This window comes from Pseudoduganella sp. R-34, from assembly GCF_049904655.1.
Classification (GTDB): Bacteria; Pseudomonadota; Gammaproteobacteria; order Burkholderiales; family Burkholderiaceae_D; genus Rugamonas.
Genome location: NZ_CP184572.1, coordinates 5,603,516 through 5,629,183, shown reverse-complemented (window position 1 = coordinate 5,629,183; position 25,668 = coordinate 5,603,516). Strand labels below are relative to the sequence as shown.

Annotated in this window: 16 protein-coding genes; 10 read left to right on the top strand and 6 right to left on the bottom strand. The window is 61.2% G+C overall.

Annotation, left to right across the window (positions count from 1 at the left end):
* Positions 1-89: 89 nt before the first annotated feature.
* Together ACN9MW_RS25865 and phaP are read right to left on the bottom strand one after the other, a co-directional pair.
* The gene (locus ACN9MW_RS25865) at positions 90-1,841 is read right to left on the bottom strand and encodes an ABC transporter ATP-binding protein (protein WP_426164211.1); all 1,752 of its coding nucleotides are present in this window, start codon (positions 1,839-1,841) and stop codon (positions 90-92) included.
* Between the two features lie 144 nt (positions 1,842-1,985).
* Complete coding sequence (gene phaP / locus ACN9MW_RS25860) at positions 1,986-2,606, bottom strand: TIGR01841 family phasin (protein ID WP_426164209.1); 621 nt, start codon at positions 2,604-2,606, stop codon at positions 1,986-1,988.
* A gap of 174 nt (positions 2,607-2,780) precedes the next feature.
* Between phaP and ACN9MW_RS25855 the strand changes: the two genes are divergently transcribed.
* The 4 genes from ACN9MW_RS25855 (at position 2,781) to ACN9MW_RS25840 (ending at position 6,878) form a co-directional block, all read left to right on the top strand.
* Positions 2,781-4,082: an amidohydrolase family protein gene (locus ACN9MW_RS25855; RefSeq protein WP_426164207.1), complete on the top strand. Its 1,302-nt coding sequence runs from the start codon at positions 2,781-2,783 to the stop codon at positions 4,080-4,082.
* Positions 4,075-4,638 (top strand): GNAT family N-acetyltransferase, encoded by a 564-nt coding sequence (locus tag ACN9MW_RS25850; protein ID WP_426164205.1) that lies wholly within the window; start codon positions 4,075-4,077, stop codon positions 4,636-4,638. The genes ACN9MW_RS25855 and ACN9MW_RS25850 overlap by 8 nt, the downstream gene beginning before the upstream one ends.
* Complete coding sequence (locus tag ACN9MW_RS25845; RefSeq protein ID WP_426164203.1) at positions 4,635-5,141, top strand: GNAT family N-acetyltransferase; 507 nt, start codon at positions 4,635-4,637, stop codon at positions 5,139-5,141. The genes ACN9MW_RS25850 and ACN9MW_RS25845 overlap by 4 nt, the downstream gene beginning before the upstream one ends.
* A gap of 105 nt (positions 5,142-5,246) precedes the next feature.
* The gene (locus ACN9MW_RS25840; protein WP_426164201.1) at positions 5,247-6,878 is read left to right on the top strand and encodes a methyl-accepting chemotaxis protein; all 1,632 of its coding nucleotides are present in this window, start codon (positions 5,247-5,249) and stop codon (positions 6,876-6,878) included.
* On the opposite strand, the gene ACN9MW_RS25835 is transcribed toward ACN9MW_RS25840, so the two are convergent.
* Both ACN9MW_RS25835 and ACN9MW_RS25830 read right to left on the bottom strand, forming a co-directional pair.
* Complete coding sequence (locus ACN9MW_RS25835) at positions 6,875-10,048, bottom strand: alpha/beta hydrolase-fold protein (protein ID WP_426164199.1); 3,174 nt, start codon at positions 10,046-10,048, stop codon at positions 6,875-6,877. The two genes, ACN9MW_RS25840 and ACN9MW_RS25835, sit on opposite strands and share 4 nt — an antisense overlap.
* Positions 10,048-11,871, bottom strand: a complete 1,824-nt coding sequence (locus tag ACN9MW_RS25830) for a glycoside hydrolase family 13 protein (RefSeq protein WP_426164197.1) — start codon at positions 11,869-11,871, stop codon at positions 10,048-10,050. Before ACN9MW_RS25830 ends, ACN9MW_RS25835 begins: the two co-directional genes overlap by 1 nt.
* Before the next feature lie 315 nt (positions 11,872-12,186).
* On the opposite strand from ACN9MW_RS25830, the gene ACN9MW_RS25825 reads away from it, so the two are divergent.
* The gene (locus tag ACN9MW_RS25825) at positions 12,187-14,925 is read left to right on the top strand and encodes a TonB-dependent receptor (RefSeq protein WP_426164195.1); all 2,739 of its coding nucleotides are present in this window, start codon (positions 12,187-12,189) and stop codon (positions 14,923-14,925) included.
* 58 nt (positions 14,926-14,983) lie between these two features.
* On the opposite strand, the gene ACN9MW_RS25820 is transcribed toward ACN9MW_RS25825, so the two are convergent.
* The gene (locus ACN9MW_RS25820; protein ID WP_426164193.1) at positions 14,984-16,801 is read right to left on the bottom strand and encodes a M2 family metallopeptidase; all 1,818 of its coding nucleotides are present in this window, start codon (positions 16,799-16,801) and stop codon (positions 14,984-14,986) included.
* A gap of 92 nt (positions 16,802-16,893) precedes the next feature.
* On the opposite strand from ACN9MW_RS25820, the gene ACN9MW_RS25815 reads away from it, so the two are divergent.
* The 5 genes from ACN9MW_RS25815 to ACN9MW_RS25795 all read left to right on the top strand — a co-directional run bounded on the left by ACN9MW_RS25815 (position 16,894) and on the right by ACN9MW_RS25795 (position 24,850).
* Positions 16,894-19,227 (top strand): TIM-barrel domain-containing protein, encoded by a 2,334-nt coding sequence (locus ACN9MW_RS25815; RefSeq protein ID WP_426164191.1) that lies wholly within the window; start codon positions 16,894-16,896, stop codon positions 19,225-19,227.
* Positions 19,228-19,331: 104 nt separating this feature from the next.
* On the top strand, positions 19,332-20,663 hold the full coding sequence (locus ACN9MW_RS25810) for an MFS transporter (RefSeq protein WP_426164189.1): 1,332 nt from the start codon (positions 19,332-19,334) through the stop codon (positions 20,661-20,663).
* 69 nt (positions 20,664-20,732) lie between these two features.
* Complete coding sequence (locus ACN9MW_RS25805) at positions 20,733-22,367, top strand: alpha-D-glucose phosphate-specific phosphoglucomutase (protein WP_426164187.1); 1,635 nt, start codon at positions 20,733-20,735, stop codon at positions 22,365-22,367.
* A gap of 10 nt (positions 22,368-22,377) precedes the next feature.
* Positions 22,378-23,997 carry an alpha-amylase family glycosyl hydrolase gene (locus tag ACN9MW_RS25800; protein WP_426164185.1) on the top strand — a complete coding sequence of 540 codons (1,620 nt, stop codon included), beginning with the start codon at positions 22,378-22,380 and terminating at the stop codon, positions 23,995-23,997.
* Between the two features lie 172 nt (positions 23,998-24,169).
* Positions 24,170-24,850 carry a hypothetical protein gene (locus tag ACN9MW_RS25795; protein WP_426164183.1) on the top strand — a complete coding sequence of 227 codons (681 nt, stop codon included), beginning with the start codon at positions 24,170-24,172 and terminating at the stop codon, positions 24,848-24,850.
* Between the two features lie 300 nt (positions 24,851-25,150).
* On the opposite strand, the gene ACN9MW_RS25790 is transcribed toward ACN9MW_RS25795, so the two are convergent.
* Positions 25,151-25,630, bottom strand: a complete 480-nt coding sequence (locus ACN9MW_RS25790) for a hypothetical protein (RefSeq protein ID WP_426164181.1) — start codon at positions 25,628-25,630, stop codon at positions 25,151-25,153.
* Positions 25,631-25,668 lie beyond the last annotated feature (38 nt).

Sequence of the window (25,668 nt, the reverse complement as noted above, 5' to 3'; positions counted from 1 at the left end):
CGGCCCAGCCGAGATGGTGCAGATCCGGACCGGAAGCTTCTTTCAGGAGGCCGACGGCCTGGCGCGTCTGTTCGCGCGCGCTTGTTTTGTCAGGCTGCGTCAAGGCTGGCCTCCAGTTGTTGGTAGCGCCACTGGCTGGCGTACCAGCCGTTCAGCGCAAGCAATTCTTCATGCGTGCCTGATTCGGTGATGCGGCCATGCTGCAGCACCACGATCTGGTCCGCATCGACCACGGCGCTCAGGCGGTGGCTGGCGATGATGGCGCAACGGCTGGCGTGGGCGCGGCGCAGTTCTTCGAGGTGCTCGAGGATGGCGGTTTCGGTGCCGGTGTCCACTGCGGACAAGGCATCGTCCAGCAGCAGCAAATCGTTGTCCGAGAGCAGGGCGCGCGCGATTGCAACACGCTGGCGCTGGCCGCCGGACAAGGTGATGCCCTTCTCGCCGACTTCAGTCTCGTACTTGTGCGGGAACAGCAGGATGTCGTCGTGGATCGCAGCCAGGCCGGCTGCGCGCTCGACTTCCGCACGCGTGGCGCCGGGCTTGGCCAGCGCGATATTGTCGGCAATCGAAGCCGAGAACAGGAACGACTCCTGCGGCACCCAGCTGATGGCCGCGCGCAGCGCCTGCAGCGTGTACTGGTCCAGCGCGTGGCCGCTCCATCGCGCGCTGCCCTGCGTTGGCGTGACCTGGCGCAGCAGCACGCGCAGTAGGGTCGACTTGCCGGCGCCGGTCGGGCCGACCAGGCCGAGGGTCTGGCCCGGCTTCAAGGTCAGCGAGATATCGGACAGCGCCGGCTCGTGCTGGCCGGGATAGGCGAAGCCCACGCCGCGTAGTTCGAGGTTGCCGGGCGCAACATGCGGCAAGGTGCCATGGTCTTCGATGCTCAAGGGGGCATCGAGCATCGGCTGCAAGCGCGCATAGGCGGCGCGGCCACGCTCGATCAGCGACAGCACCCAGCCCGCCGCAAACATCGGCCAGATCAACTGGCCAAGGTACATGCTGAAAGACGTCAGCTCGCCAATGCTTAATTCGCCGCGCCACACGAGAAAGCCGCCCAGGCCCAGCGACAGGCCGGTGGCCGCAGTAAGCGTCAAGCCGACAGCCGGCTCATACGCCGCTTCCCAGCGCTGCGCAGTCAGGCTGGCGTCGGCAGCGGCGCCAGCCAGTTCTTCAAAACGCTTGCTGCTGCGCTGTTCCAGTCCAAGCGCACGCAGGGTACGCACGCCGGACAGCGTTTCCTGCACATGATCATTCAAGGCACTGAAGCGCTTCAACGAATCGGCGGAAGCGGTATGGATATGCGACGAGATGCGCCAGAAAGCCCAGGCCATCAGCGGGAACGGAATCAGCGCGAACAAGGCCAGGCGCCAGTCGACGCCGACCAGCATCATGCCCAGCACCAGCAGCAGGGTGAGCGAACCGTCAAAACCGGCCAGCATTGCTTCGCCAGCCGCCATCTCGATCGCATCGATGTCGTTGGTGGCCAGGGCCATCAGGTCGCCGGTGCGCTGCTTCTGGAAGAATTGCGGACCTTGCAGCGACAAGCGGCGGTAGAAGCGCGTGCGCAGCTCAACGCCCAATTGATAAGCGGCCGAAAACAGCTTCATGCGCCAGGCGACGCGCAAGCCATAATTTGCCACGCCCAGCAAGAGCAGCAGGCCGATCGCCTGCCACAAAGCCTCAGGCCCAAGCTTGCCCGCCGCCAGGCCATCAACCATATAGCCGATCTGGCGCGGAATACAGATACCGATGACGGCAACGCCGGTCAGCATGGCGCCGGCGGCTGCGTAAGGACGCCAATGGCTGCGGACGAAGCCACCGATCAGGCGCGATAAACTCATATGCTTACTAGAAAAATGCTGCCAAGAGCCTGCAAGGATACCTCAGGGCAGAATTTTTCGCCGAGCGCGCCAAGATGAAAGTCGGGGTCAGGTCTGGCAATCCGCCATTTTGGCGGATTGCCAGACCTGACCCCGACTTTTAATTTACTTGTGGGCTTTGGCGCCGTTGGCGTGGGCGGCTTTTGGGTCGGGGAAGCTGGCGGCTGGCTTGGCTGGCTTGGTGTCGGCTTTTGCTTCGGCTTTGGCTTCTGGCTTGCTTTCTGCTGCCTCGGGCTTGGCTTCGAGCTTGGCGTCAGCTTTGGGGGATGGCTTGGCTTCGGTTTTGGCCGCCTTCGGTGCGGGGGCAGTGGCTGGTGCCGGAGCAGGGGCCGCCACTGGCGCTGGCGCAGCGATCGGTGCGGCCAGCTTGGGCACTTTCGCGGCCTGCTGGCCTGCCTCCTTCAATTGCTCCTGCGCTGCCTGGAACAGTTCCGCCTGGGTCTTGCTGGCAATGCTGAACAGCTCGCGGTTGTAGGCAAACAGGCCGTCGAGATTCGGCACGCGGGCAGTGCTCCTGGCGAAGAATTCTTGCGGGTCTTTCGCTTCCAGCAGCTCGCGCGCAGCGGCGGAACTTTTTTCGACGGAGGCCTTGGTGGTGCTCAGGTTGAGCGCAATCACCTTTTGCGCGCCTTCGAAGGCAGTGGTGGCGAAGTTGTTGAGGATTTTCAGCTGCGCTTCCAGCTGCGACTTGGTGGCTGCGGAAAATTGCTCGGGAATCGAAAACATATTTTCTCCTGGATCGATGGGAAATGGTGCGCTGCAATAAACCCATTCTAGCGACGAAATATGGTAATGGAAAGACATTTTTGCCGACTATTGAAGCAGAAGTTATGCAGTGCAACATTGCGTGCCCTGGCCAGCCTGCCTACAATCGGCCATCCCCACCTGTGGAGCTAAGCGATGGATCTTGTAATCCGCAATGCCAGTTTGCCCGATGGCCGCCAGGGCGTCGATATCGCCATCGCGCAGGGACGCATCGTCGATGTCGCTCCTGCTTTGCAAGCCAAGGGGGCTCGCGAGATCGATGCGGAAGGCGACCTGGTCACGCCGCCTTTCGTCGATGCGCATTTTCATCTGGACGCGACGCTAAGCTACGGCCTGCCGCGTGTGAACCAGTCGGGCACGCTGTTGGAAGGCATTGCGCTGTGGGGCGAGCTGAAGCCAGAACTGACGCAGGAAGCGCTGGTGGAGCGCGCCTTGCAGTATTGCGATTGGGCCGTGGCGCGCGGTTTGCTCGCCATTCGCAGCCACGTTGATGTGTGCGACGAGCGCTTGCTCGCCGTGGAAGCGCTGCTGGATGTGAAACGCCGCGTGGCTCCTTACCTTGACTTGCAACTGGTGGCTTTCCCGCAGGATGGCGTGCTGCGCTGCCCAGGTGCGCTGGACAACCTGAAGCGCGCAATTGCCATGGGCGTCGACGTGGTCGGCGGCATTCCGCATTTCGAACGCACCATGGCCGATGGCGCCGAGTCTGTGCGCGTGCTGTGCGAATTCGCGGCCGGGAAGGGCTTGCGCGTCGATATGCACTGCGATGAATCGGACGATCCGCTGTCGCGCCATATCGAAACCCTGGCCTTCCACACGCAGCGTCTTGGCTTGCAGGGCCGCGTGGCCGGCTCGCACCTGACGTCCATGCATTCGATGGACAACTACTACGCCAGCAAGCTCCTGCCGCTGATCCGTGAAGCCGGCGTGGCCGCCATCGCCAACCCGCTGATCAACATCATCTTGCAGGGGCGCCACGACAGCTATCCCAAGCGGCGCGGCATGACGCGTGTGCCGGAGCTGCTGGCGCACGGCATCGACGTCGCCTTCGGCCACGATTGCGTGATGGATCCGTGGTACAGCCTGGGCTCGGGCGACATGCTGGAAGTGGCCCACATGGGCTTGCACGTGGCGCAGATGACCGGGCAGGATGCAATGCGCGCCTGCTTTGCGGCGGTGACGGAAACACCGGCAAAGATCCTCGGCCTGGATGGCTACGGCCTGCAACCCGGCTGCCACGCCGACCTGGTGCTGCTCGATGCCCGCGATCCGGTGGAGGCAATCCGCCTGCGCGCTGCGCGGCGGCTGGTGCTGCGGCGCGGGCAGGTGGTGGCTGAATCGCCGCGGGCGGCGGCGCGCCTGGCCTTGCCGGGCCGGCCGCAGCAAGTCGATTTCCGCCTGTCCGGGCATGCTGGACTTGCAAGGGAAAATGCATGAAAATTCAGCATCATTCCTGCCGATGGGAGCAGCTTTGAAAGACATCGTCATCCGCCCGGCTACTGAAGCCGATTTCGACTCCATGTGGACGATTTTCCAGGAGCTGATCGCCAGCGGTGATACCTATTACTTCGCCGCGGAGACCAGCCGCGACGACTGCCACGCGTACTGGTTCGGGCGCGGCATCAAGAGCTGGGTGGCGGTGCTGAATACCGGCCGCCTGCTCGGCATGTACCGCCTGCTGCCCAACCAGCTCGACCGGGGTTCGCATGTAGCCAACGCTTCCTTCATGGTCAGCCCCGCTGCGCAAGGCGTGGGCATCGGCAAGATGCTGGGCCGCCATTGCCTGGAACAGGCGCGGCGCGATGGCTTCCTCGCCATGCAGTTCAATTATGTGGTCAGTACCAATGTTTCTGCCGTGCTGCTGTGGAAGCGGCTCGGTTTTTCAGTCATAGGCACGCTGCCGCGCGCCTATCGCCACAAGCAGCTCGGTTTTGTCGACGTGTATGTGATGTACAAGTTCCTGGCCGACCCTAACGATTGGCCGGAGCAATGATCGATACCAGACGTCTGACCCTGCGTCCCGCAACTGTTGATGATGCTGCGTTCTACCTGCGCCTGGTGAACGAGCCTTCCTTCCTCGAAAACATTGGCGACAAGGGCGTGCGCGACCTTGAAGGCGCGCGCGCCGCCTTGCTCGCCGGCCCCGTCGCCATGCAGGCCCGGTTGGGCTATTCCTTGTGGATGGTGGTGCGCAAGGAAGATGGCGCCGCCATCGGCATGTGCGGCTTGATCAAGCGCGACACCTTGCCCGATACCGATATAGGCTATGCCTACCTGCCAGCCTATTGGGGCCAGGGCTATGCGTGGGAAGCGGCATCGGCGGCCATGGCCTACGGCCGCGATGTCGTTGGCTTGCCGCGCTTGCTAGGCATCGTGTCGCCCGGCAATACGGCGTCGTCAGCGTTGCTGATGAAGCTTGGCATGCACTTTGTCGAGCGGCTTGATGCGGGAAAGACGGATCTTTACCGCATGGAGTTTCCCCCGCGCCACAGCTAGGTTGTTGCGAAAACAGGTTTCTTGGCTTTTGGTACTTTAGGGCGCATGATGACGATTGCAGTCCTGAAGGCATAATGTCGCCTTTTTACCAAGGGGAAACTAATCATGAACTTCGGCAATCTAAAGATCGGAGTGCGCCTGGCCTTGCTGGGCGCTTTCTTCATGCTGGCCTTGTTGACGGTCGGCTACCAGGGCTGGAGCGCCATCAGCTTCATCAAATCCAGCAATGCCCAGAGCATGCAGCGCTCGGTTGACCTGACCCAGGCCGTCGATACTGCGCGCGGCGCGCAGGTTGAATTCAAGATCCAGGTGCAGGAGTGGAAGAACATCCTGGTGCGCGGCCACGATCCTGCGCAGCTCGAAAAATATTCCGCAGCCTTCGTCAAGAGCGGCCAGGCTACCAACGCGGAGCTGCAGAAGCTGTCGGCCATGCTGAAAAAGCTGAACCTGCAGACCACGCTGGATGACGAAGCGATCAAGATGCACGAGGACCTTGGCAAGAGCTATATGGCCGCGCTCAAGCAGTTCGATGCGGCCAACCCGGAAAGCTACAAGATTCTCGACAAGGCCGTTGCCGGCATGGACCGCGCGCCAACCAAGAAGATCGACGAAATCGTGGCGTTCATCGATGCGCAGTCCAAGAAGAATGCGGAAGAAGCGGTGGCGACGGCGGAAGCGGCCAACCGCTCTGCTACCGTTACCCTGTTGGTGGTGCTGGTGGTCACGACGGTGATCGGTGCGGTCATCGTATGGTGGATCGTGAAGGGCATCACGCGTCCGCTGGACCAGGCGATCGATATCGCCAAGACGGTCGCGGCGGGCGACCTGAGCGTCGACGTGGACGTGCGCACCAAGGATGAAGTGGGCGAACTGCTGTCGGCATTGAAGCAAATGAGCGGCAACCTGTCCGATATCGTGAGCCGTGTGCGCACCGGCACCCAGACGATCGCCAGCGCATCGAGCGAGGTGGCGACCGGCAGCATGGACTTGTCGACGCGCACCGAGCAGCAAGCCAGTTCGCTCGAGGAAACCGCGTCGTCGATGACGGAACTGACCAGCACCGTGCGCCAGAACAATGAGAATGCGACCCAGGCGCGCAAGCTGGCCGACGAGGCTTCCAATGTCGCCGTGCGCGGCGGCGCGACCGTTTCGGAAGTGGTGCAGACCATGGGTGCGATCAACGAATCGTCGCGCAAGATTGTCGACATCATCGGCGTGATCGATGGCATTGCTTTCCAGACCAATATCCTCGCGCTGAATGCGGCGGTGGAAGCTGCGCGCGCCGGCGAGCAAGGCCGCGGCTTTGCCGTGGTGGCGGGCGAGGTGCGCAACCTGGCGCACCGCTCCGCTGCGGCCGCGAAGGAGATCAAGGAACTGATTGGCAATTCCGTCGAACGCGTGGAAGAGGGCAGCCGCCTGGTGGGCGAGGCCGGCGTCACGATGGAGGAAGTTGTCAACAGCGTGCGCCGTGTTACCTCGATCATCGGCGAGATCGCCGTGGCAACCGGGGAGCAGCGCGACGGGATCGAGCAGATCAGCGATGCCATCACCCAGATGGACAGCGTGACGCAGCAGAATGCGGCGCTGGTCGAGGAAGCCGCCGCGGCTGCCGAGGCCTTGCAGCAGCAGGCCGCAAGCCTGGAGGAAGCGGTGTCGGTGTTCAAGGTGCGCGAGACGGCAGGCGGCTCGCACATGAAACTGTCGGCAAGCCGCAGCTTGCGCGCCTTGCCGGCTTAACGCGCCTTCTGCGGCGCGGCGCGGCCTGGTTTGCCGAAGAACCAGGCCAGCGCAGCATGCACGCGGCCGGCCCACGATTGCTCGTTATGGCGTCCCCCTTCGTCGACGAAGAATCGCAGGTCCCGGCCTTCGCGGTAGCCGTTCTTCAGCATGGCCTGGTGGAATGCTTCGCTGTCTTCCTGGCCGTCATAGACCGTTCCCACGTCGATGTAGAACCGGACCGGCATCTTCTTCGGCGGATGCTTCACTTCTTCCCGGTTGTTCCACCAGAAGGAGCTGGAGACGCCGCCTGCCATCGAGAATGTTTGCGGATAGCGCTGCGCGATGCCGATCGATGCCAGGCCGCCCAGCGATGAACCCATCACCGCCGTGTGCATGCGGCCGGGTTTGGTGCGGTATTGCTTGTCCACCCATGGCTTGACTGTTTTCGCCACGAAGTCGGCGTAGGCGTTCAGCTTTCCTCCGCCATGCTTGGGGTCGCAGCATGGGGTGTATTCGGCGATGCGGTCGGGGGTGTTGTCGATGCCGACCACGATCACTTCCTCCATGTCGCCCTGGCGCACCAGGCGGTCCGCCACCTCGTCGATGTTCCATTCTGTGCCGTAGCCGGCGGTTGTGGCGTCGAACAGGTTCTGGCCGTCGTGCATGTACAGTACAGGATAGCGCCGCCTGGTGTCGCTGCCGTAGCTTGGCGGCAGATAAATGCGTAGCGTGCGTTCGTTGGCCAACTGGGGCGATTTGAACTTTTCCACCAGCTGCAAGGTGCCGTGCAGCGGCGGTTTGCTTGCTGCCGCTGCTGGCAGGAGGCGTGCCGCCAGCACTTCGGCATCGTTGCGTGCGCCGTTGCTGCCGCCCGCGTCGGCGTAGCCGGCGTTGGCGTGCAGGCTGCTCATATTGTAGAAGGGCTGCAGTTCGAGCCGGTAGCTGCCTTGCTTCAGCGTGGCGGGCAGGGGAGTCGACCATGCCGGGCCGTTGGCAGCAGCGTTGTGCGGCATCTGGATGACGCCTTCCGCTGCGACCGCACCGTGTTTGTCGCGCAGGCGCAGGAACTGCACGGCGTTGGTGATGCCGAGGTTGATCTGGTGGGCGTGGTTGTTGTAGCGAAGCTGGACGTAGTAGCGCCCGTCTTTTGTTGCGGTCACGCTGTCCGTCACGGCACTTGGCCCGGCCGTGCCGCCGGCTGGGGTGGGGCAGAGCGGCTGCGAGTGATGGCTTCGCAAGCCGGTGGCCGGGTAGACTGCTTCCACCGCATGGCAGGACGACGTTGCGGCCGCAGGGCCAGGCGGCCAACTGCCGGCGGTGATGTCTGCGGCGACCAGTTGTCCGTCGCGGTACACGTTGAAGCGCGTGCCTTCTTGCGATCCCGCTCCCGGCGCGATGTGAAGGATGCCGGCTCCTGCTTGCCGGACGACCGGTTCTGGCGGTGCAGTCGAAGCGGCTTCGCTGCCTGCGAAGGTGATCTGCTGCCGCCCGGGCACCAGCGTGCCCATTTCTATTTCAATCAGGTTATCGTCGGCCAGTTCGTTCCATGCAACCGGGCCGCGCGCATCCTTGCCATTCAGCTTGCCGCCCGCCGGCATGTAATAGCCCTCGAGCGCAACAGGCGGGGGAAGCTTGATCCTGATATGCAGCCGCTTGCCGTGCAAGACCAGGCCGGACAGCTCGATCGAATCGCTGCCCGCGAACCACTCGCGCCGCAGCCGGGCGGTGATGAAGGGATTGAGGTGCAGCCGCTCGGCATCGGCGCCGACGCCAAACACCTGCTGCACCACCATCCCAAGAAAGCCGCCCACAGACCAAAGCTGGCGGCGTGAATTGATGGCCGGCGCGGAAGGATCGCCACCTTGCCACTCCATGTTCTCCATATTCGACAGATTGAGCGCCGCGCCCTGCAGCAAGCTGGCATAGGCGGCATCGGCAACGGCCACGTTTGCATACTGCGCAGCGGCCCTTAAGCCATAAGCTGTAACGAAAGGCCACAAGGCACGGTTGTGGTACACCGGCACCCCTGGCTGCTGCGGCCAGATGACCGGCGCGCCCAACGGTCCGTGAGGATAACGGGCCAGTATCGACTGCGCCTGCCCGGCATCGGCCACACCGGTGATGATGGCGAGCGACTGGCCAAGCCAGTCAAACTTGTGCATGGCGGCGCCGTCGAAGTGACCAGCGGCCAGGCTGCTGTACATGCCGGCGTCCTTGAGCCAAAGCCGGTCGTTGATCGCAATCTTCAAGCCTGACGCCCAACGCGCGTAACGCAGCGCCCCGTCGTTGTCGCCGGCATGCTGCGCCAGTTCTGCCGCCAGTGTGAGCGCCTTGTAGTGGGCGACATTGGTCGACAGCGACTTGGACGTGGCCATGCTGGACAGGTCGTTGGGAATCCAGCCTGCATACGACTGTTCGCGCCAGTCGAGGAAGGACTGCTCGCCGTTGTACAAGCCGCTGGCGGGATCGTAAGCGGCGATGCGGTCGTTCTCGATCGTGTTGCGCAGCGCCTGCAAGGCAGTGGCGGCGAACTTCGCGCGTTCTTCCTCCGGCAGCGACTTGAGCGTTTGCTCGGCGCCGAAGGCCCAGCTGACACGGTCCGTACTGACAGGCCAGCTTCCGCCGCTGCCCGTGTCTTGCACGATCTGCAGGCCGTCTTCGCTGCCGGCCGCCAGCAGCGGCTTGCCGTTACGGTAGCCGGAAAGCTTGAACAGCAGGGAGTTGCGAGTGCGTTGAGGATCGAGCATCGCCAGGCCCAGGTTGGCAGCGTAGGACAAGTCGCGCGTCCACACGTAGTGCCATTTTTCGCCGGTCTCGAAGCATTCGCAAGCTATCGGCTGGCCGCCGTTGTAGCTGCCATCGCGGATGGCCTGCACCGAGTCCTGCTTCATTTCCGTCATCGCCAGCGCGAACAGTGCGTCGAAGGCCAGGTTGCCGCTGCGGACTTTGGGCGAGCCGGCCTGCTCGCTGAAGGCGATTGACTGGGGCGCATTGTCGCGCAGGGGCATGTTGGTGGACTGCGTGTAACTGCGCAGCGCCGCTTGCGCATCCGGCGTTGCAAAGCTGGCCTTGTAGCTGCCGAATGGTAGCTCGATGCTGGTATGTGCCAGTGCCGGGCCGCCCGCCAGCGCGCCCGCAGTTGCGAAGGCGACCCCGATGGCAGCGGCAGGCAGCGGGCGGCGCAGCATCACTGGACCTCCATCACGAGGACGGAACGGGCCGGAAGCGTGAACTTGCCCGCCAGCGGAATGCTGCGGCCAGTGATGATGTCCGTGCCACTGCGTACGCCGTCCAGCATTTCACGGAAACGGTCCGCATCCAGCGTCACATCCTTTGCGTTCTTGTTCAGCGCGACCATGACCTTCTGCTTGCCGTCATGACGGAAGTAGACATACGTATCCTGTTCCGGCCCGTATTGCATCATCTTCCCGTGCTGGACCGCGCTGGAAGTCTTGCGCCAGTTGGCCAGCTTCTTCACGAAGGACTGCATGTCGCGCTGCTCCGCGCTCAGGCCTTCGCCTGTAAAGGCATTCACTTTGTCGCCTGCCCAGCCGCCTGGCATATCGTGGCGGTAAGATGGATCGTCGCGGCCTTTCACGGTGCTCGGCATCAGGATTTCAGTCCCGTAGTAGAACTGCGGGATGCGCGGCACGGTCAGCGTAAAGGCCAGCGCCATGCGCAGCAGGGCAGGGTCGCTGTTCGCCATGCTGAAGCTGCGCGCCAGGTCGTGATTACCTTCGAACAGCACCAGATTGGACGGGTTGGGATAAAGGTAATCCTGCGCCAGCGTCTCGTAGACGTCGTACAGGCGGTAGGTGCCGTCCGTGTCGCCCAATGCCTTGCGCAGCACGTCGTTGAGCGGGAAGTCCATCATGCTGGGCGCGTTCAGGGCCTGCCAGCGGGCCACGATAGGAATCCGGGTGCTCCATTCCTCGCCCACCATATTCAGCTTCGGATATTCCGCCCGCACGCGCTTCGACCATTCAGTCAGGAAGGCGGTATCGGAGTAGCCGTAGGTATCCACGCGCAGGCCGGACAGGCCGGCGTACTCGATCCACCAGATATTGTTCTGGATAAGATAGTTCGCCACAAACGGATTGGTCTGGTTCATGTCCGGCATATGCGGCCCGAACCAGCCCTGGGTGAAGTTGCGCGCGTCTTCCTTGCTGCCGTACGGATCGACGCTGGCAACGCGGTGGTGCGCGGTCGGCGTGTACTTGCCGTCGTAGCTGAGCCAATCCTGCATCGGCATGTCTTTCATCCACCAGTGGCGGCTGCCGATGTGGCTCAACACGACATCCTGGATCACGCCGATGCCGCGCGTGCGCGCCTGTGCCACAAAATTGCGGTAATCCTCATTGCTGCCGTAGCGCGCGTCGATCTTGTAATGGTCGGTTGCTGCATAGCCGTGGTAGGAGTGGATATCCTGGTTGTTTTCCACAAGCGGGGTTGGCCACACCTGCGTGAAACCCATGTCCTTTATATAGTCCAGGTGCGCCGCCATGCCTGCCAGGTCGCCGCCGTGGCGGCCGTTGCCCTCGGCGCGGTTGGCCTTGTCCGGCATGCCGGCCATGTTGTCGTTGGCTGGATTGCCGTTGGCGAAGCGGTCCGGCATGACTTGGTAAATCGCGTCGGAACTGTTGAAGCCCTGGCGCTGCGCCGAACCGGGCGTGCGCGCCAGTAATTGGTAACCATATGTGAGGCTTTGCTTGCCCGGCGCGGCGAAGCGGATGTCGAAACGGCCAGGCGCCACGTCCGGCGCCAGTACCAGGTCGATGAAGAGGTAGTTGCGGTTGGCCACCCGGCTCACGCTCCCGATCCGCACGCCCGGATAGTCGATCGTTGGTTCCAGGTCCGCCACCTTCGGCGCATTCACCATGAGTTGCAGCTTGGGATTCTGCATGCCGGCCCACCAGAAAGGAGGCTCCATATGCTGGACAGTTGGCGGGGCTGCATGGGCGGCTTGCAGTAGGGCAAGGCCAAGCAGGGCGGCGAAAGCGGTCTTCTTCATGAAATCTCCGGTCTGGACGTCTTATGGGCCCGACAATACACCGAAATTGACTGTAGTTCTACTACACATGAATATGTCTAGATTTGTAGCCGAAATACAACGTGCTGGCTCCGAATGGCAGAGAGAAGCCGCTGCGAAAGGCAGAAATACACAGGAATGATGATGGTCATTCATTGACACCAAATCTAGTTTTAGTACAGAATCCGCCTCAGAGCGTCCGTAAGAGCGTTCGCTTTCCAAGGATTCCCGTGTAGTCGAAATAAACCGGTCTGTGTAGGTTGCGGGAAAGAATGTTTAATGAGTGAGGGGACTTTGATGACTATCTTCGCCAACAAGCGAGGCAATACCGCTTTCCGACTGAGTCCGGTTGCGGCTGGATGTGCTGTATTTGTATCCGCCTTCGCGGGCTCTGCGTACGCGCAGACCGCAACCACCACCGCCACCGGCCAGGCAGCTGACGCGCCGATGCAAACTGTGACCGTGTCCGGCATTCGCCGCGGTATTGAGGACGCGATCTCCGTCAAGAAAAACGCGACTTCCATCGTCGAGGCCATCTCCGCGGAGGACATCGGCAAGCTGCCTGATACCTCCATCGCCGAATCCATCGCCCGCCTGCCAGGCCTGGCCGCCCAGCGCGTTGCCGGCCGTGCGCAAAACATCGCGGTCCGCGGCTTGTCCCCGGACTTTGCCACCACCCTGCTGAACGGCCGTGAGCAAGTCTCCACCGGCGACAATCGCAGCGTGGAATTCGACCAGTACCCGTCTGAGCTGATCAGCGGCGTGACCATTTACAAGACCCCTGACGCCGGCATGGTTGGCCAGGGCCTGTCCGGCACCCTGGACCTGCAGACCGTGCGTCCGCTGGCCTTCGGCGGCCGTACCGTGTCCATGAACGCCCGCATGGAGAAGAATTCGCTGGGCAGCATCGCCGACACCGATTCGCGCGGCGGCCGCTTCAGCGCCAGCTACATCGACCAGTTTGCCAACCGCACCATCGGTGTGGCAATCGGCTTCGCCCACCTGGATTCCCCGGTGCTGGCTCGTGAAACCGGTTTGTATGAGCCATGGAAAAACGAAGCCCGTGCAGGCGTACCTGCAGGTACCAACGTCACCGACGGGATCAAGTCCCTGGCACGCAGCGGCTACAACAAGCGCGACGGGCTGATGGGCGTGTTGCAATACCGTCCAAACAAGAACTTCACCTCGATGATCGACGTGTACGCTTCGCGCTTCAAGCATGAAGACACTGCCAACCAGTTCGAAGTGCACGTCGGCGGCTACAACGGCAACAACAAACCTGATTTGCTGTTCACCGACGTCACCACCAACAACGGCTCATTTGCTACCGGTACTGCTAACAACGTGTACCCGCTGGTGCGCGGCATGTACGACAAGCGCAAGGACGATATCCGCGCCATCGGCTGGAACAATGAATGGAAGATGAACGGCTGGTCCCTGGTGGCTGACCTGAGCCGCTCCACTGCAAAGCGCAATGAAGTGAACCTGGAAAACAACCTGCAGATCAGTGACACTGCCGGCAATCCATACCTGGACTCTGTTGCCCTGGCGCTGCGCACAGGCGGATTCCCGACCATGGATCCGGGCCGCGACTACAGCAACCCGGCCAACCTGTACCTACGTAACACCATTTACGGCTCCGGCTACGGCAAGACTCCGCGCGTGGAAGACAAGTTGAATGGCTTCAAGCTGGCTGCCAACATTCAGTCTTTCGGCGCTCTTGAGAAGTACTTCTCAAGCTTCGACATTGGTGTCCACTACGCTGATCGCAGCAAGGATAAACACCAGCCGGAAGGCGACATCAAGCTGGCTGGTGCTCCTTCCACCATTTCGTCGGACTTGATGTATGCGCCTGTTGACTTGGGCTTCGCTGGCGTAGGCACTATTCCTGCGTGGAACGTGCCGGGTGTTGTGGCTAAGTACATGACCTTCGCCCCGACCGAAGACAAGAGCTACCTGATCGCGAAGGCCTGGACCGTGAACGAGAAGGTCACCACTACCTTCGCCAAGGCAAATATCGAACACGAGCTGGGCGACGTCAGCCTGCGCGGTAACTTTGGCGTGCAAGTGCAGCATACCGACCAGTCTTCCGATGCCAAATACTGGGATGGCACCGCGCCTGCCGGCCAGGAAGTCAAGCCTATCCACGATGGCAAGACCTACACCGACGTGCTGCCAAGCCTGAACCTGGCGTTCCAGCTGCCGAACGACCACACTGTGCGTATGGCCCTGGCCAAGCAGATCGCTCGTCCGCGTGTTGATCAGTTGAGCTCCGCACTGGACTTCAACGTCGGCACCAACGACTTCAAGCCGAGCGGCAAGGGTGGCAATGCCCAGCTAGATCCATGGCGCGCCAAGGCCTTTGACCTGTCGTATGAAAAATACTTCGGCAAGAAAGCCTACGCAGCACTGGCGTTCTTCTACAAGAAGCTGGATACCTATATCTTCACCCAGACAATCGATCACGACTTCTCGGCGCAGATTCCTGGCACCAAGGCGATTACTCCGATCGGCAAATACACTGCTCCTTACAACGGCAAGGGCGGCAACATGAAGGGCCTGGAGCTGACCGCGTCCTTGCCGCTGAATATGGTAACGCCGGTGCTGGACGGTTTTGGCGTGAGCGGCAGCTACTCGTACAATGACAGCGCCATCACCATCAAGGAGCCTAATGCGAGTCTGGGCGAGAACATCATGCTGCCAGGCCTGTCGAAGCACACCAGCAACCTGACCGTGTACTACGAGAAGGCCGGCTTCGAGACTCGCCTGAGCCAGCGCAAGCGTTCGGACTTCGTGGGTGAGATCGGCAACTTCGCCGGTGAGCGTTCGCTGCGCTACGTTGTTGGCGAAAACATCCTGGACTTCCAGGTTGGCTACACCTTCAACGAAGGCATGTTCAAGGGCGTAGGCCTGGTCCTGCAGGTGAACAACCTGCGCGATGCTGCTTACGAGACCTACAACGGCAACCGCAACCAGCAACTGGAATACCAGAAGTATGGCCGCACCTTCCTGCTGGGCGCGAACTACAAGTTCTAAGCATCCAGGGGTAAAAAGAACGGGGGCCGCGGCCCCCGTTTTTGTATTACTTGCTTATTTACTTCGCTTTCGCGGCCAGTTGTTTGTTCTGCTCGTCCAGCCAGACCTTCAGCGGAGCGAAGTAGTCAAGCAGGGCCTGGCCGTCGATGCGGTCTTCGCCGGTAGCTGCCTTCAGGGCTTCAGGCCACGGCTTGGAGGTACCCATCTCCAGCATGCTCCACAGCTTCTTGCCGGCTTTTTCGCTGCCGTAGATCGAGCACTGGTGGAGCGGGCCGGTGTAGCCGGCTTCCTTGCACAGGGCGCGATGGAACTGGAATTGCAGCAGGTGGGCCAGGAAGTAGCGGGCGTAAGGCACGTCGGCTGCAACGTGGTACTTGGCGCCGGCGTCGAAGCCGTCAGCCAGCATCGGCAGCGGGCGCTTCACGCCCATGTACTGCTCGCGCAGCTGCCACCAGCTCTTGTCGTAGTCCGCAGGCTTGGTCTTGCCGCTGTAGACGTCCCAGCGCCATTTGTCGACCGAGTAGCCGAACGGCAGGAAGGCAACCTTGGCCAGGGCGCGCTTCAGCAGCACGCCGATGTCGGCGTTCGGGTCCGGGTTTTCGTTCATCAGGCCGACCTTCTTCAGGTAGCTCGGGGTGATGGACAGTGCAATGGTGTCGCCGATCGCTTCGTGGAAGCCGTCGTTGGCGCCGGTGCGGAACAGGTTGGACTGGTTCTTGTAGGCCAGGTCGTAATAGATATGTCCCAGCTCATGGTGGATGACGGCGAATTCTTCTTCGGTCGGGCGGATGCACATCTTGATGCGCACGTCGTCTTTGCCGTCAAGCTGCCATGCCGAAGCGTGGCACACCACGTCGCGGTCGCGCGGTTTTTCCAGCAGGGAGCGCTGGTAGAACGATTCCGGCAGCTTGGGCATGCCCAGCGAGGTGTAGAAGCGCTCGCCGTATTGCACCATTTCCTTGGCGCTGGTCTTTTTCTCTTCCAGCACATTGGTCAGGTCGAACTTGGAGGCGCCGGAGGCAGGCATCAGCAGCGGGTAGATGTTTTCCCAGCTCTGGCTCCACATATTGCCGAACAGGTGGGCCGGGATTGGGCCGGTCAGCGGAACCTGGTCCGGACCGTAGGTTTCGCGCAGCTTGTAGCGGGCGTAGGTGTGCAGCGAATCGTACAGCGGCTTCACTTGCTGCCAGATGCGTTCCATCTCGGCCGAGAATTCCTCCGGCTTCATGTCGTAGCCCGAGCGCCACAGGGCGCCGGTGTCGGCATAGCCCATTTCGCGCGCGCCCTTGTTGGACAGTTCAACGTAGTCGGTGTACAGCTTCTTGTAGGAAGGCGATTGCATGTGCCAGCCGTTCCAGGCGTCCAGCAGGACTTTTGGATCGCGGCTGGTGGCCAGGGTCTTTTCCAGTTCGCCCAGGGCCTTGCAGTTGTCCGGGGTCGGGCAGTACTTGGCCTTGCCGTACGCGCCATTCAGCTTGGCGTTGGCGTCGGCGTAAGCCTGGCGCTCCTTCGGATCCGGCAGCATCAGGGTCAGTTGCAGCAACTTGATCTTGCGCGCTTCGTCGTCCGCCAGCTTGACGCCGTTAAAGCGGCGCGCTTCCAGGGCAGCCTGGCCGGACGCGTCCAGTTGCTGCTCGCCGAAGTAGGCGGTCAGCGCTTCGGTATCGTCGGTAATGAAGTTCTGCGCAACCCAGGCGGCCTTGTTGGCATCGTTGCCCAGCTTGTCGAATTTCTCTTCAGTCTGCGCGATGAACTTCTTCGCTTCGGCAGGAGTGCCTTTGGCTTTTTTTGCGGCTGGCGCGGCGTGGGCGAAGCCCGCTGCCAGGGCCAGGCCGAGGGCCAGGACCATCGGTTTTTTCATAGTCGTTTTATTCAATTCATTCTCCTCTCAGATAAAACTGCCCGCTAATATATCACCCCATGAAACTAATTAAATTTGCAATATTGGCCCTTATTAGCCAGGCTGCCATGGCGCAGAACGCGGATCGCCATTTCTTATCTGCCGCGAAAAGCGGCAATGTCCTGGAAATCGGCACAAACGATGGCAAATACATCATCAAGCCTTACTCCGCGGCTGTTGTGGAGACCACCTTTGTTCCAAAGGGGGAAGTGGCGGACGCGGTGTCGCACGCGGTAGTGCTGCCGCCTGCCGTTGTGGTCAGCACGCTGCGCGACGAAGGCGGCGCACTGGAATTCGCCACGCCGGGCATCACGGTGCGCGTGGAAAAGCAGCCGTTCCGCATCAGCTACTTGTATAAAGGCCAGCCGCTGGTCGCCGAGAAGCGCGGGTATCGCCGCGAAGGCGGCCTGGAAGCGATCGAATTTGCGCTGGACGGCGATGAAGCCCTGTATGGCGCCGGCGCACGAGCTACAGGCATGAACCGCCGCGGCAACCGCTTCCAGTTGTACAACCGTGCCCACTACGGCTATGAAGCGCGCTCGCAGCTGCTGAATTTCACTATTCCGATGGCGCTGTCCTCGAAGAAGTACGCCATCCACTTCGATAACCCGCAGATTGGTTACCTGGATTTCGATAGCAGGAAAGACGGTACGCTGTCCTACGAAACCATTGGCGGCCGCAAGACTTACCAGGTGATCGCCGGCGAGCAATGGGAAGACGTAGTCGCCAACTACACCAGCCTGACCGGCCGCCAGCCCTTGCCGCCGCGCTGGGCCTTCGGCAACTTCGCCAGCCGCTTCGGCTACCATACGGAGGCGGAGACGCGCGCCGTGGTCGATAAGTTCATCTCCGACAAGATCCCGGTCGATGCGGTGGTGCTGGACCTGTACTGGTTCGGCAAGACCGTCAAAGGCACCATGGGCAACCTGGCCTGGGACAAGGAGAGCTTCCCCAATCCGAAAGGCATGATGGCCGACCTGGCGGCAAAGGGCGTGAAGACCGTCGTTATTACCGAACCATTTGTGCTGACCACTTCCACCCGTTGGCAAGAGGCGGTCGAGCGCCGCGTGCTGGCCACGGATGCGCAGGGGGAGCCATATAAGTACGACTTCTACTTCGGCAATACCGGCCTGGTCGACCTGTACCGCCCGGAAGGGCGCGACTGGTTCTGGAATATCTACAAGGAGCTGAAAGAGGGTGGCGTTGCCGGCTGGTGGGGCGACCTCGGCGAGCCGGAAGTGCACCCATCCGCGCTGCGCCACGGCAGTCATGGCCAACTCGGCGCAGACCAGGTCCACAATATCTACGGCCACGATTGGGCGCGCCTGATCGCGGAAGGCTACAAGAAAGACTACCCGAACGAACGTCCCTTCATCCTGATGCGGGCGGGCTACTCCGGCTCGCAGCGCTTCGGCATGATCCCATGGTCGGGCGACGTGCAGCGTAGCTGGGGCGGCCTGCAGTCGCAGATGGAAATCGCGCTGCAGATGGGCATGCAGGGCCTGGCCTATATGCATTCCGACCTCGGCGGCTTTGCCTCGCCGATGCTGGACGACGAACTGTATGTGCGCTGGTTGCAGTACGGCGTATTCCAGCCGGTGTTCCGCCCGCACGCGCAGGAGGAAGTTCCGGCCGAACCGGTGTTCCGCACCGAACGCACCAAAGCGCTGGCCCGCGACGCGATCCGCCTGCGCTACGCCATGCTGCCTTATAACTACAGTGCAGCCTTCGACAACAGCCAGACCGGCCTGCCGCTGATGCGCCCGATCATGTTCGAGGGCGGCGACAACGCCGTGGCATCGACCTACCTGTGGGGCCGGGACTTCCTGGTGGCGCCTGTTACCGAGCCCGGAGCGCAATGCAAGGAAGTCAATTTCCCGGCATCGGCCGGGATCTGGTTCGACTTCCATAGCGATGCCGCGCACAAGGGTGGCATCAACGAGGTGGTGCCGGTGGCCGCCGAACATATCCCGGTATTCGTGCGCGCCGGCGCATTCGTGCCGCTGGCTAAGGTGGTGCAGACCACGCGCGACTACAACACGAAGCAGATCGAGTTGAATTACTACTACCACGCCACAGCCGGCGCCTCCAGCGGCAAGCTGTACGACGACGACGGCGCGACCGCCAATGCCTACGAACAGGGACAGTACGAAATCGCTCACTTTGCCGGCGCTGCATCGGCAAACGGTTTCGAAATCGGCATTGAGACCGAAGTGGGCAAAGCATGGCAGCCGGTCAGCCGCGTCTACGCGCTCAAGGTCCACAATATAGCGAGCCGTCCGCGCAGCGTGAAGCTGGATGGCAAGGCTGTCGAGGCCCGCTGGGATGCCCGCAGCCACACCCTGCGACTGGCGCTGCCGGCAGGTAGTGCAATGAAGGCAAAACTGTCTGTTGTTTTGTAGCCTGACTACAAAAGCGTCGAAAAATGGCGAATTTGCGGGCTGTCTGTAGATTGACAGCCTGAATTCGCCATGTTATTTTGCTACAAAATTACTCGGGGACAGTGATGCAAATGCATTCCATCATCAGCAAGCCGCGGCTGACCTTTTGGCAGTTGTGGAACATGAGCTTCGGCTTCTTCGGCATCCAGTTCGGTTTCGCACTGCAGAACACCAATACCAGCCGCATTTTCTCGACCCTGGGCGCGACCCCGGACGAACTGCCGCTGTTCTGGCTTGCTGCTCCGGTCACCGGCCTGCTGGTGCAGCCGATCATCGGCTACCTGAGCGACAACACCTGGCACGCGAAGTGGGGACGCCGTCGTCCTTTCTTCTTTGTCGGCGCCCTGTTGGCGAGCATTGCACTGTTCCTGATGCCGAATTCGAGCGCACTGTGGATGGCGATCCTCGTGCTGTGGCTGATGGATGCATCGATCAATATCTCGATGGAGCCATTCCGCGCCTTCGTCGGCGACAAGCTGGATGAATCGCAGCAGACCGCCGGTTTTGCGATGCAGACTTTCTTCATTGGCCTGGGCGGCGTGATTGCTTCACTGCTGCCAATGATCTTCACCAATTTCCTTCACGTCAGCAATGAAGTGGTCAACGGCGCGATCCCCGACTCCGTGCGCTACTCGTTCTATGCTGGCGGTACTGCATACTTCCTGTCGGTGCTATGGACCGTGTTGACCGCCGACGAACTGCCTCCGGAAGATGTCGAGAAGTTCCGCATGGAGAAGGCGCAGCGCCGCGGCTTCCTGTTCTCACTGAAGGAAGTGTTTGGCGGCTTCGTGCACATGCCGAAAACCATGGTGCAATTGGCTCTGGTGCAGTTCTTCACCTGGTTTGCGCTGATGGGCATGTGGGTCTTCACTACCCCGGCAGTTGCTGAAAACGTGTTCGGCACCACCGACGGCAAGTCGGCCATCTTCCAGGAGGCGGGCAACTGGGTCGGCAACCTGTTCGCGATCTACGGCGGCGTGTCCGCGCTGGTGGCTTTCCTGCTGCCTAAGCTGGCGCACGTCACCAGCCGTAAAGTGGTGCACATGCTTTGCCTGGTGATTGGTGGCCTGAGCCTGATCAGCATCGCCTTCATCCATGACAAGAACATGTTGATGCTGCCGATGATCGGCGTGGGCATTGCGTGGGCCAGCATCCTGACCATGCCGTATGCGATCCTGGCTGGTGCGCTGCCGGCCAAGCGCATGGGTTACTTCATGGGCGTGTTCAACTATTTCGTGGTGTTGCCGCAGATTGTCGCCAACCTGGTGCTCGGCCCTGTCATCAAGCACCTGTTCAATGGCCACTCGGTGAATGTGCTGGTGCTGGGCGGCGTCTCGATGGCGATCGGCGGCATCGTTTGCCTGATCGTCAGCGACTCTGCCAAGAAAGAAGCCTAAGCCATCCAGCGGCGCGCACCGAACGCGCCATTCGCGGTAAAACTATCCTCTAATCAAGGAGGAGCGAATATGGCAATCCAGACGGTGGCAACTACTCCTATCCCCGGGCAACGCCCGGGGACTTCAGGGCTGCGCAAGAAAGTCGCAGTTTTCCAGCAGCCTCACTATCTTGAAAATTTCGTGCAGTGCGTGTTCGACACGCTCGGCTCAGCCGCCGGCAAGACCCTGGTGCTTGGCGGCGATGGCCGTTTCCACAACCGTGAAGCAATCCAGGTCATCCTGAAGATGGCCGCCGCGCACGGCTTTGCACGCGTGTTGCTCGGGCAGGGCGGCATCCTGTCCACGCCCGCTGCAAGCTGCGTGATCCGCAAGTACGGTGCACTGGGCGGCATCATCCTGTCGGCCAGCCATAATCCCGGCGGCCCGGACGGCGATTTCGGCATCAAGTACAACGCCGCCAACGGCGGCCCCGCGCCGGAAGCATTGACCGAAGCAATCTACGAACGCACGCTGGCGCTGGCGCAATACCGCATCAGCGATGCACCCGATATCGACATCGATCCACCCGGCGCGCGCGCGCCCGTCGAAGCCATGGCGGTCGAAGTCATCGACCCCGTCGCCGACTATGCGGAACTGATGGCGAAGCTGTTCGACTTCGACGCCATTCGCCGCCTGTTTGCCGGCGGCTTTACCATGCGGTTCGACGCCATGAATGCCGTTTCCGGCCCGTACGCCCACGCCATCCTGGAGGGAATGCTGGGCGCACCGGAGGGCACCGTGATCAACGGCACGCCGCTGGAGGACTTTGGCGGCGTGCACCCCGACCCCAATCCGGTGAACGCCGAAGAACTGCTCGACATCATGTGCGCCAACGCCGCGCCGGACTTTGGTGCCGCCTCCGACGGCGACGCCGACCGCAACATGATCGTCGGTCGCGATTTCGTCGTCACACCTTCGGACAGCCTGGCCGTACTGGCTGCGAATGCGACCGTAGCGCCAGGCTATGCAGACGGTATCGCCGGCATTGCCCGTTCCATGCCCACCTCGCGTGCCGCCGACCGGGTGGCTGCGGAACTTGGCGTGCCTTGCTATGAGACGCCAACCGGGTGGAAGTACTTCGGCACGCTGCTCGACGCCGGCAAGGCCACCTTGTGCGGCGAAGAGAGCTACGGCACCGGTTCGCGCCACATCCGCGAAAAGGACGGCCTGTGGGCCGTGCTGTTCTGGCTGAACCTGCTGGCCGTGCGCGGCGGCTCGGTGCAGGACATCGTCACGGCGCACTGGCAGCGCTTTGGCCGCCATTACTACTCGCGCCACGATTACGAAGCCATCGCAAGCGATGCGGCGCAGCTCCTGATGCAGGACTTGCGCATCAAGCTGCCCAACCTGCCGGGGCAGAAGTTGAACCATTACGAAGTGCAGGCCGCCGACGATTTCGAATATACCGACCCGGTGGACGGCTCGCACGCCAGCCAGCAAGGCGTCCGCATCATGATGACGGACGGCTCGCGCATTGTGTACCGCCTGTCCGGTACTGGCACCGAGGGCGCCACCTTGCGCGTCTACCTGGAACGCTACGAGGCCGATCCGGAGCAGCACCATATCCCAACGCAGCAAGCCCTCGCAGGGCTGATTGCAATCGCAGACAGCGTGGCGAGCATCGCCATGCACACAGGCCGCAGTAATCCAACAGTCATTACATAGGAAAAGCTGAATGAAACTTTCATCCCTCGCATTGTCCTTGCTACTTGCCGCTGGCGCCAACAGCGCATCGGCGGCGCCGCCTAAGCCCTTCCTTTGGGAGAATGCGACCGTCTACTTCCTGGTGACCGACCGTTTCGCCAATGGCGACAAGGCAAACGACCTGGCCTACGGCCGCAAGGCAGACGCTGCACCACTGCGCGGCTTCATGGGCGGCGATTTCAAGGGGCTGACGGCAAAGATCAAGTCCGGCTATTTCGACGACCTGGGAGTGGACGTGATCTGGACCACCCCGCCAGTCGAGCAAATCCACGCCGGCACGGACGAAGGAACCGGCAAGTCCTTCGGCTTCCACGGCTATTGGGCGCGCGACTTTACTGCGATGGACGCCAACCTTGGCACGGAAAAAGACTTCCGCGATTTCGTTGAAGCCGCCCATGCACGCGGCATTCGCGTGCTGCTGGACGTGGTGATGAACCACACGGGCCCAGTGACGGAGGCCGATCCTGTCTGGCCCGAAGGCTGGGTACGCACCGAGCCGCAATGCCAGTACAAGGACGTGCCGTCCACCGTAAGCTGCACGTTGGTAAAGAACCTGCCAGACTTCCGCACCGAGAGCGATGCGCCGGTGGAACTGCCGCCAGCGCTGGCAGCCAAGTGGAAAGCCGAAGGCCGCTACGAACGCGAAGTGAAAGAGCTCGATGGCTTCTTTACCCGCACCGGCTATCCACGCGCCCCGCGCTACTACCTGATGAAATGGCACGCGGACTGGGTTCGCAAGTACGGCGTTGACGGCTTCCGCGCGGATACGGCCAAGCACGTTGAACCTGCGGTATGGGCCGAGCTGCGCAAGGTCGCCCTGGCCGCGCACGACGAATGGAAAAGCCTGAACCCCAGGAAAGTGCTGGGCGATGGCCGCTTCTACATGCTGGCGGAGGTCTACAACTACAACATCGTCCATGGACAGGACTTCGATATGGGCGGCGGCGAGAAAGCCAATTACTTCGCCAATGGCTTTGATGGCCTGATCAACTTCGGCATGGTGCATGACGCGAAGGGCGACTACGAATCCCTGTTCAGCAAATACGCGACGCAACTCGCGGGTCCGCTGAAAGGGCATTCGGTCATGAACTATATGGATTCGCACGACGACGGCAATCCCTTCGACCCGGCGCGCCAGAAGCCGTTCGAGACAGCCAACAAGCTGCTGCTTGCCCCCGGCGCCGCACAGATCTACTACGGCGACGAAATCTCACGGCGACTTGACGTGGCCGAAGCGAAGGGCGATGCGAAGCTGCGCTCCTTCATGAATTGGGGCGACTTGAAAACAAATGCCAAAGTGAGGACGCACTGGGCAAAGCTGGGGAAATTCCGCCAGGCGCATCCTGCGGTCGGCGCCGGCGAGCATAAGAAGCTGGCGGACCTGCCGTACACCTTCAGCCGCGTACGTGGCGAGGACAAGGTAGTCGTGGCGCTGGATGTGAAGACCGGCCAGCCAGTGGATATCGCGGTCGGCAGCGTATTTGCAGACGGCACCAAAGTAAAAGATGCCTACGCCGGCGTCGCCTATACCGTGAAGGACGGCGTCGTTCGCACCAACGGCAAAAACTCCACAATCCTGCTCTCGCCGTAAGGCCGGCTTGGGTCCGGCTTGCCAGAAGCGCGCAGTTTGCGGCAAACTACCGGATTGTAAAAAAATCAATTCAGCGATGTTACGAGTAATTGCCTCCGTTTTGTCATGCCTGCTTTTCCTGAGTGGGTGTTCTGGCGTTCCAGACTGCGACAGTGGGCGCGCGGAGGACGAGATGGAGGCACACGTTTACACGATAGTATCAAGGGCTTTCGACGATGTATCGCAACGCGCATTGCAGAAGGCAGTGCAAAGCGCGTCGCAGAAGGCGTTTCCTGCGGCTATTCCTGTGCCGCCCTGGCACCAGGCGATGATTGACGCCTACCAGCCGTTCCTCGCGGTTGACCACGACGTCATGTGGCTCTTGCCCCGGCTTTACGCGCGGATGCCGGAAGGGTGGCAGAAAATTGGCCTTGGCGCTTACCTAAGAAAGAGCAACTTCAGGGAGCTTAGAAGCGAGATCAAGGTGAGGCTGACTGACCACGAGAAGCTCCCGGACAGGACTGAGGGTGGAATAAACTACACTAAGGTTTGCCGCGCCAAGCTGTGGATAGAATCCACTTCGAACTCAGCACCGAAAGTGGAGCCGATCACGCTGGTCTACTCCGCCAACTCGCCACCACGTACTTCGGTTCCAATCCACATTGGGATCAACTTCTTCGAGGCGTCGGAAGCGCCTTTACCATTTTCGCTCACCGAGTTGGAGAAGGTTCAGCTGATGATGTACGGCGCAACGAGAGATAAGGAAGCACGGCCAGCACCCCAGCGGCCGCTTGCCCGTATCCAGCGGGTCGGCCTGCGCGCACTCCGCCTTCAAATGGAAGCCGCGGAAGCGAACCCGAAGAAATTGAATTAGAGTTCGCGAGGTAGTTGCGTGAGCTCGGCCAAAGAGCGATGTTCAGCCGCGCCCAATGTGTCGTTGCATCCAGCTACTCCAACAAAAATCCAAGCACGAGAGTCAGTCCTTTGATCGGTTCCAAGACGATACGAGAGCATGGCGTTTGCGGTGTTTTTTCAATCTACGGTCTAATCCACACTAAATCGTGACGATTTGGTCTAAAGCGGGCTAGTTATATAGGGTGGGGCGGGGGCGCTAGACCGAAATCGCCCCTTCAGGGAAATTCATCGACCGATTTGGACCCTCGGTCCTTCAAGGCTAGACCGCGTTAGACTGGTCAATTTTGATTTTAGACTGTCTGGACTGCTGCTCGTGATGCCGCATTCTGCACGTGGCAGCTCGCATCCAGAAATCGTCACCAGGAAAGCGCAACCAGACGAATCGCCACGCGTTGCGGCCCTTGGCTCGTCGATTGGAAAATTGAGACGGCGTCAACCGTACGCCGTCATCGGCTAAGATATGATCGCCCACCACTTTGGCATATTCGATGGCGTTGCAGTGGCTGGTTCGAAGAGCAGTTCCATCGGGCAGGAACACATTCTTCCATTGAAAACCGCGCATTGCATGACCCCGCTCGCGCAATGATTGCCGCTCCAATTCTATCGCCAGCCAATGATTCAACATGTCCGTGACAAACTCTTCTGGCTTGACGCCTGGGCGTGCATCCATCAGGTAGAGCTCTAGTTGAAGAAAGTCGGCGACTGGAAGATAGACTGCTTGTTTCGCTTCGTAGGCCATGATTCAATCCTTTCGAAAATGGTCTAAAGGTTGGATCA

What these genes read in the sequence shown, in the direction of transcription:
- phaP (WP_426164209.1), bottom strand. Translation starts at nt 2,606, where the DNA reads ATGTTTTCGATTCCCGAGCAATTTTCCGCAGCCACCAAGTCGCAGCTG.
- ACN9MW_RS25845 (WP_426164203.1), top strand. Translation starts at nt 4,635, where the DNA reads ATGATCGATACCAGACGTCTGACCCTGCGTCCCGCAACTGTTGATGAT.
- ACN9MW_RS25795 (WP_426164183.1), top strand. Translation starts at nt 24,170, where the DNA reads ATGGAGGCACACGTTTACACGATAGTATCAAGGGCTTTCGACGATGTA.
- ACN9MW_RS25865 (WP_426164211.1), bottom strand. Translation starts at nt 1,841, where the DNA reads ATGAGTTTATCGCGCCTGATCGGTGGCTTCGTCCGCAGCCATTGGCGT.
- ACN9MW_RS25855 (WP_426164207.1), top strand. Translation starts at nt 2,781, where the DNA reads ATGGATCTTGTAATCCGCAATGCCAGTTTGCCCGATGGCCGCCAGGGC.
- ACN9MW_RS25815 (WP_426164191.1), top strand. Translation starts at nt 16,894, where the DNA reads ATGGCGCAGAACGCGGATCGCCATTTCTTATCTGCCGCGAAAAGCGGC.
- ACN9MW_RS25830 (WP_426164197.1), bottom strand. Translation starts at nt 11,871, where the DNA reads ATGAAGAAGACCGCTTTCGCCGCCCTGCTTGGCCTTGCCCTACTGCAA.
- ACN9MW_RS25825 (WP_426164195.1), top strand. Translation starts at nt 12,187, where the DNA reads ATGACTATCTTCGCCAACAAGCGAGGCAATACCGCTTTCCGACTGAGT.
- ACN9MW_RS25810 (WP_426164189.1), top strand. Translation starts at nt 19,332, where the DNA reads ATGCAAATGCATTCCATCATCAGCAAGCCGCGGCTGACCTTTTGGCAG.
- ACN9MW_RS25800 (WP_426164185.1), top strand. Translation starts at nt 22,378, where the DNA reads ATGAAACTTTCATCCCTCGCATTGTCCTTGCTACTTGCCGCTGGCGCC.
- ACN9MW_RS25790 (WP_426164181.1), bottom strand. Translation starts at nt 25,630, where the DNA reads ATGGCCTACGAAGCGAAACAAGCAGTCTATCTTCCAGTCGCCGACTTT.
- ACN9MW_RS25850 (WP_426164205.1), top strand. Translation starts at nt 4,075, where the DNA reads ATGCATGAAAATTCAGCATCATTCCTGCCGATGGGAGCAGCTTTGAAA.
- ACN9MW_RS25840 (WP_426164201.1), top strand. Translation starts at nt 5,247, where the DNA reads ATGAACTTCGGCAATCTAAAGATCGGAGTGCGCCTGGCCTTGCTGGGC.
- ACN9MW_RS25835 (WP_426164199.1), bottom strand. Translation starts at nt 10,048, where the DNA reads ATGCTGCGCCGCCCGCTGCCTGCCGCTGCCATCGGGGTCGCCTTCGCA.
- ACN9MW_RS25805 (WP_426164187.1), top strand. Translation starts at nt 20,733, where the DNA reads ATGGCAATCCAGACGGTGGCAACTACTCCTATCCCCGGGCAACGCCCG.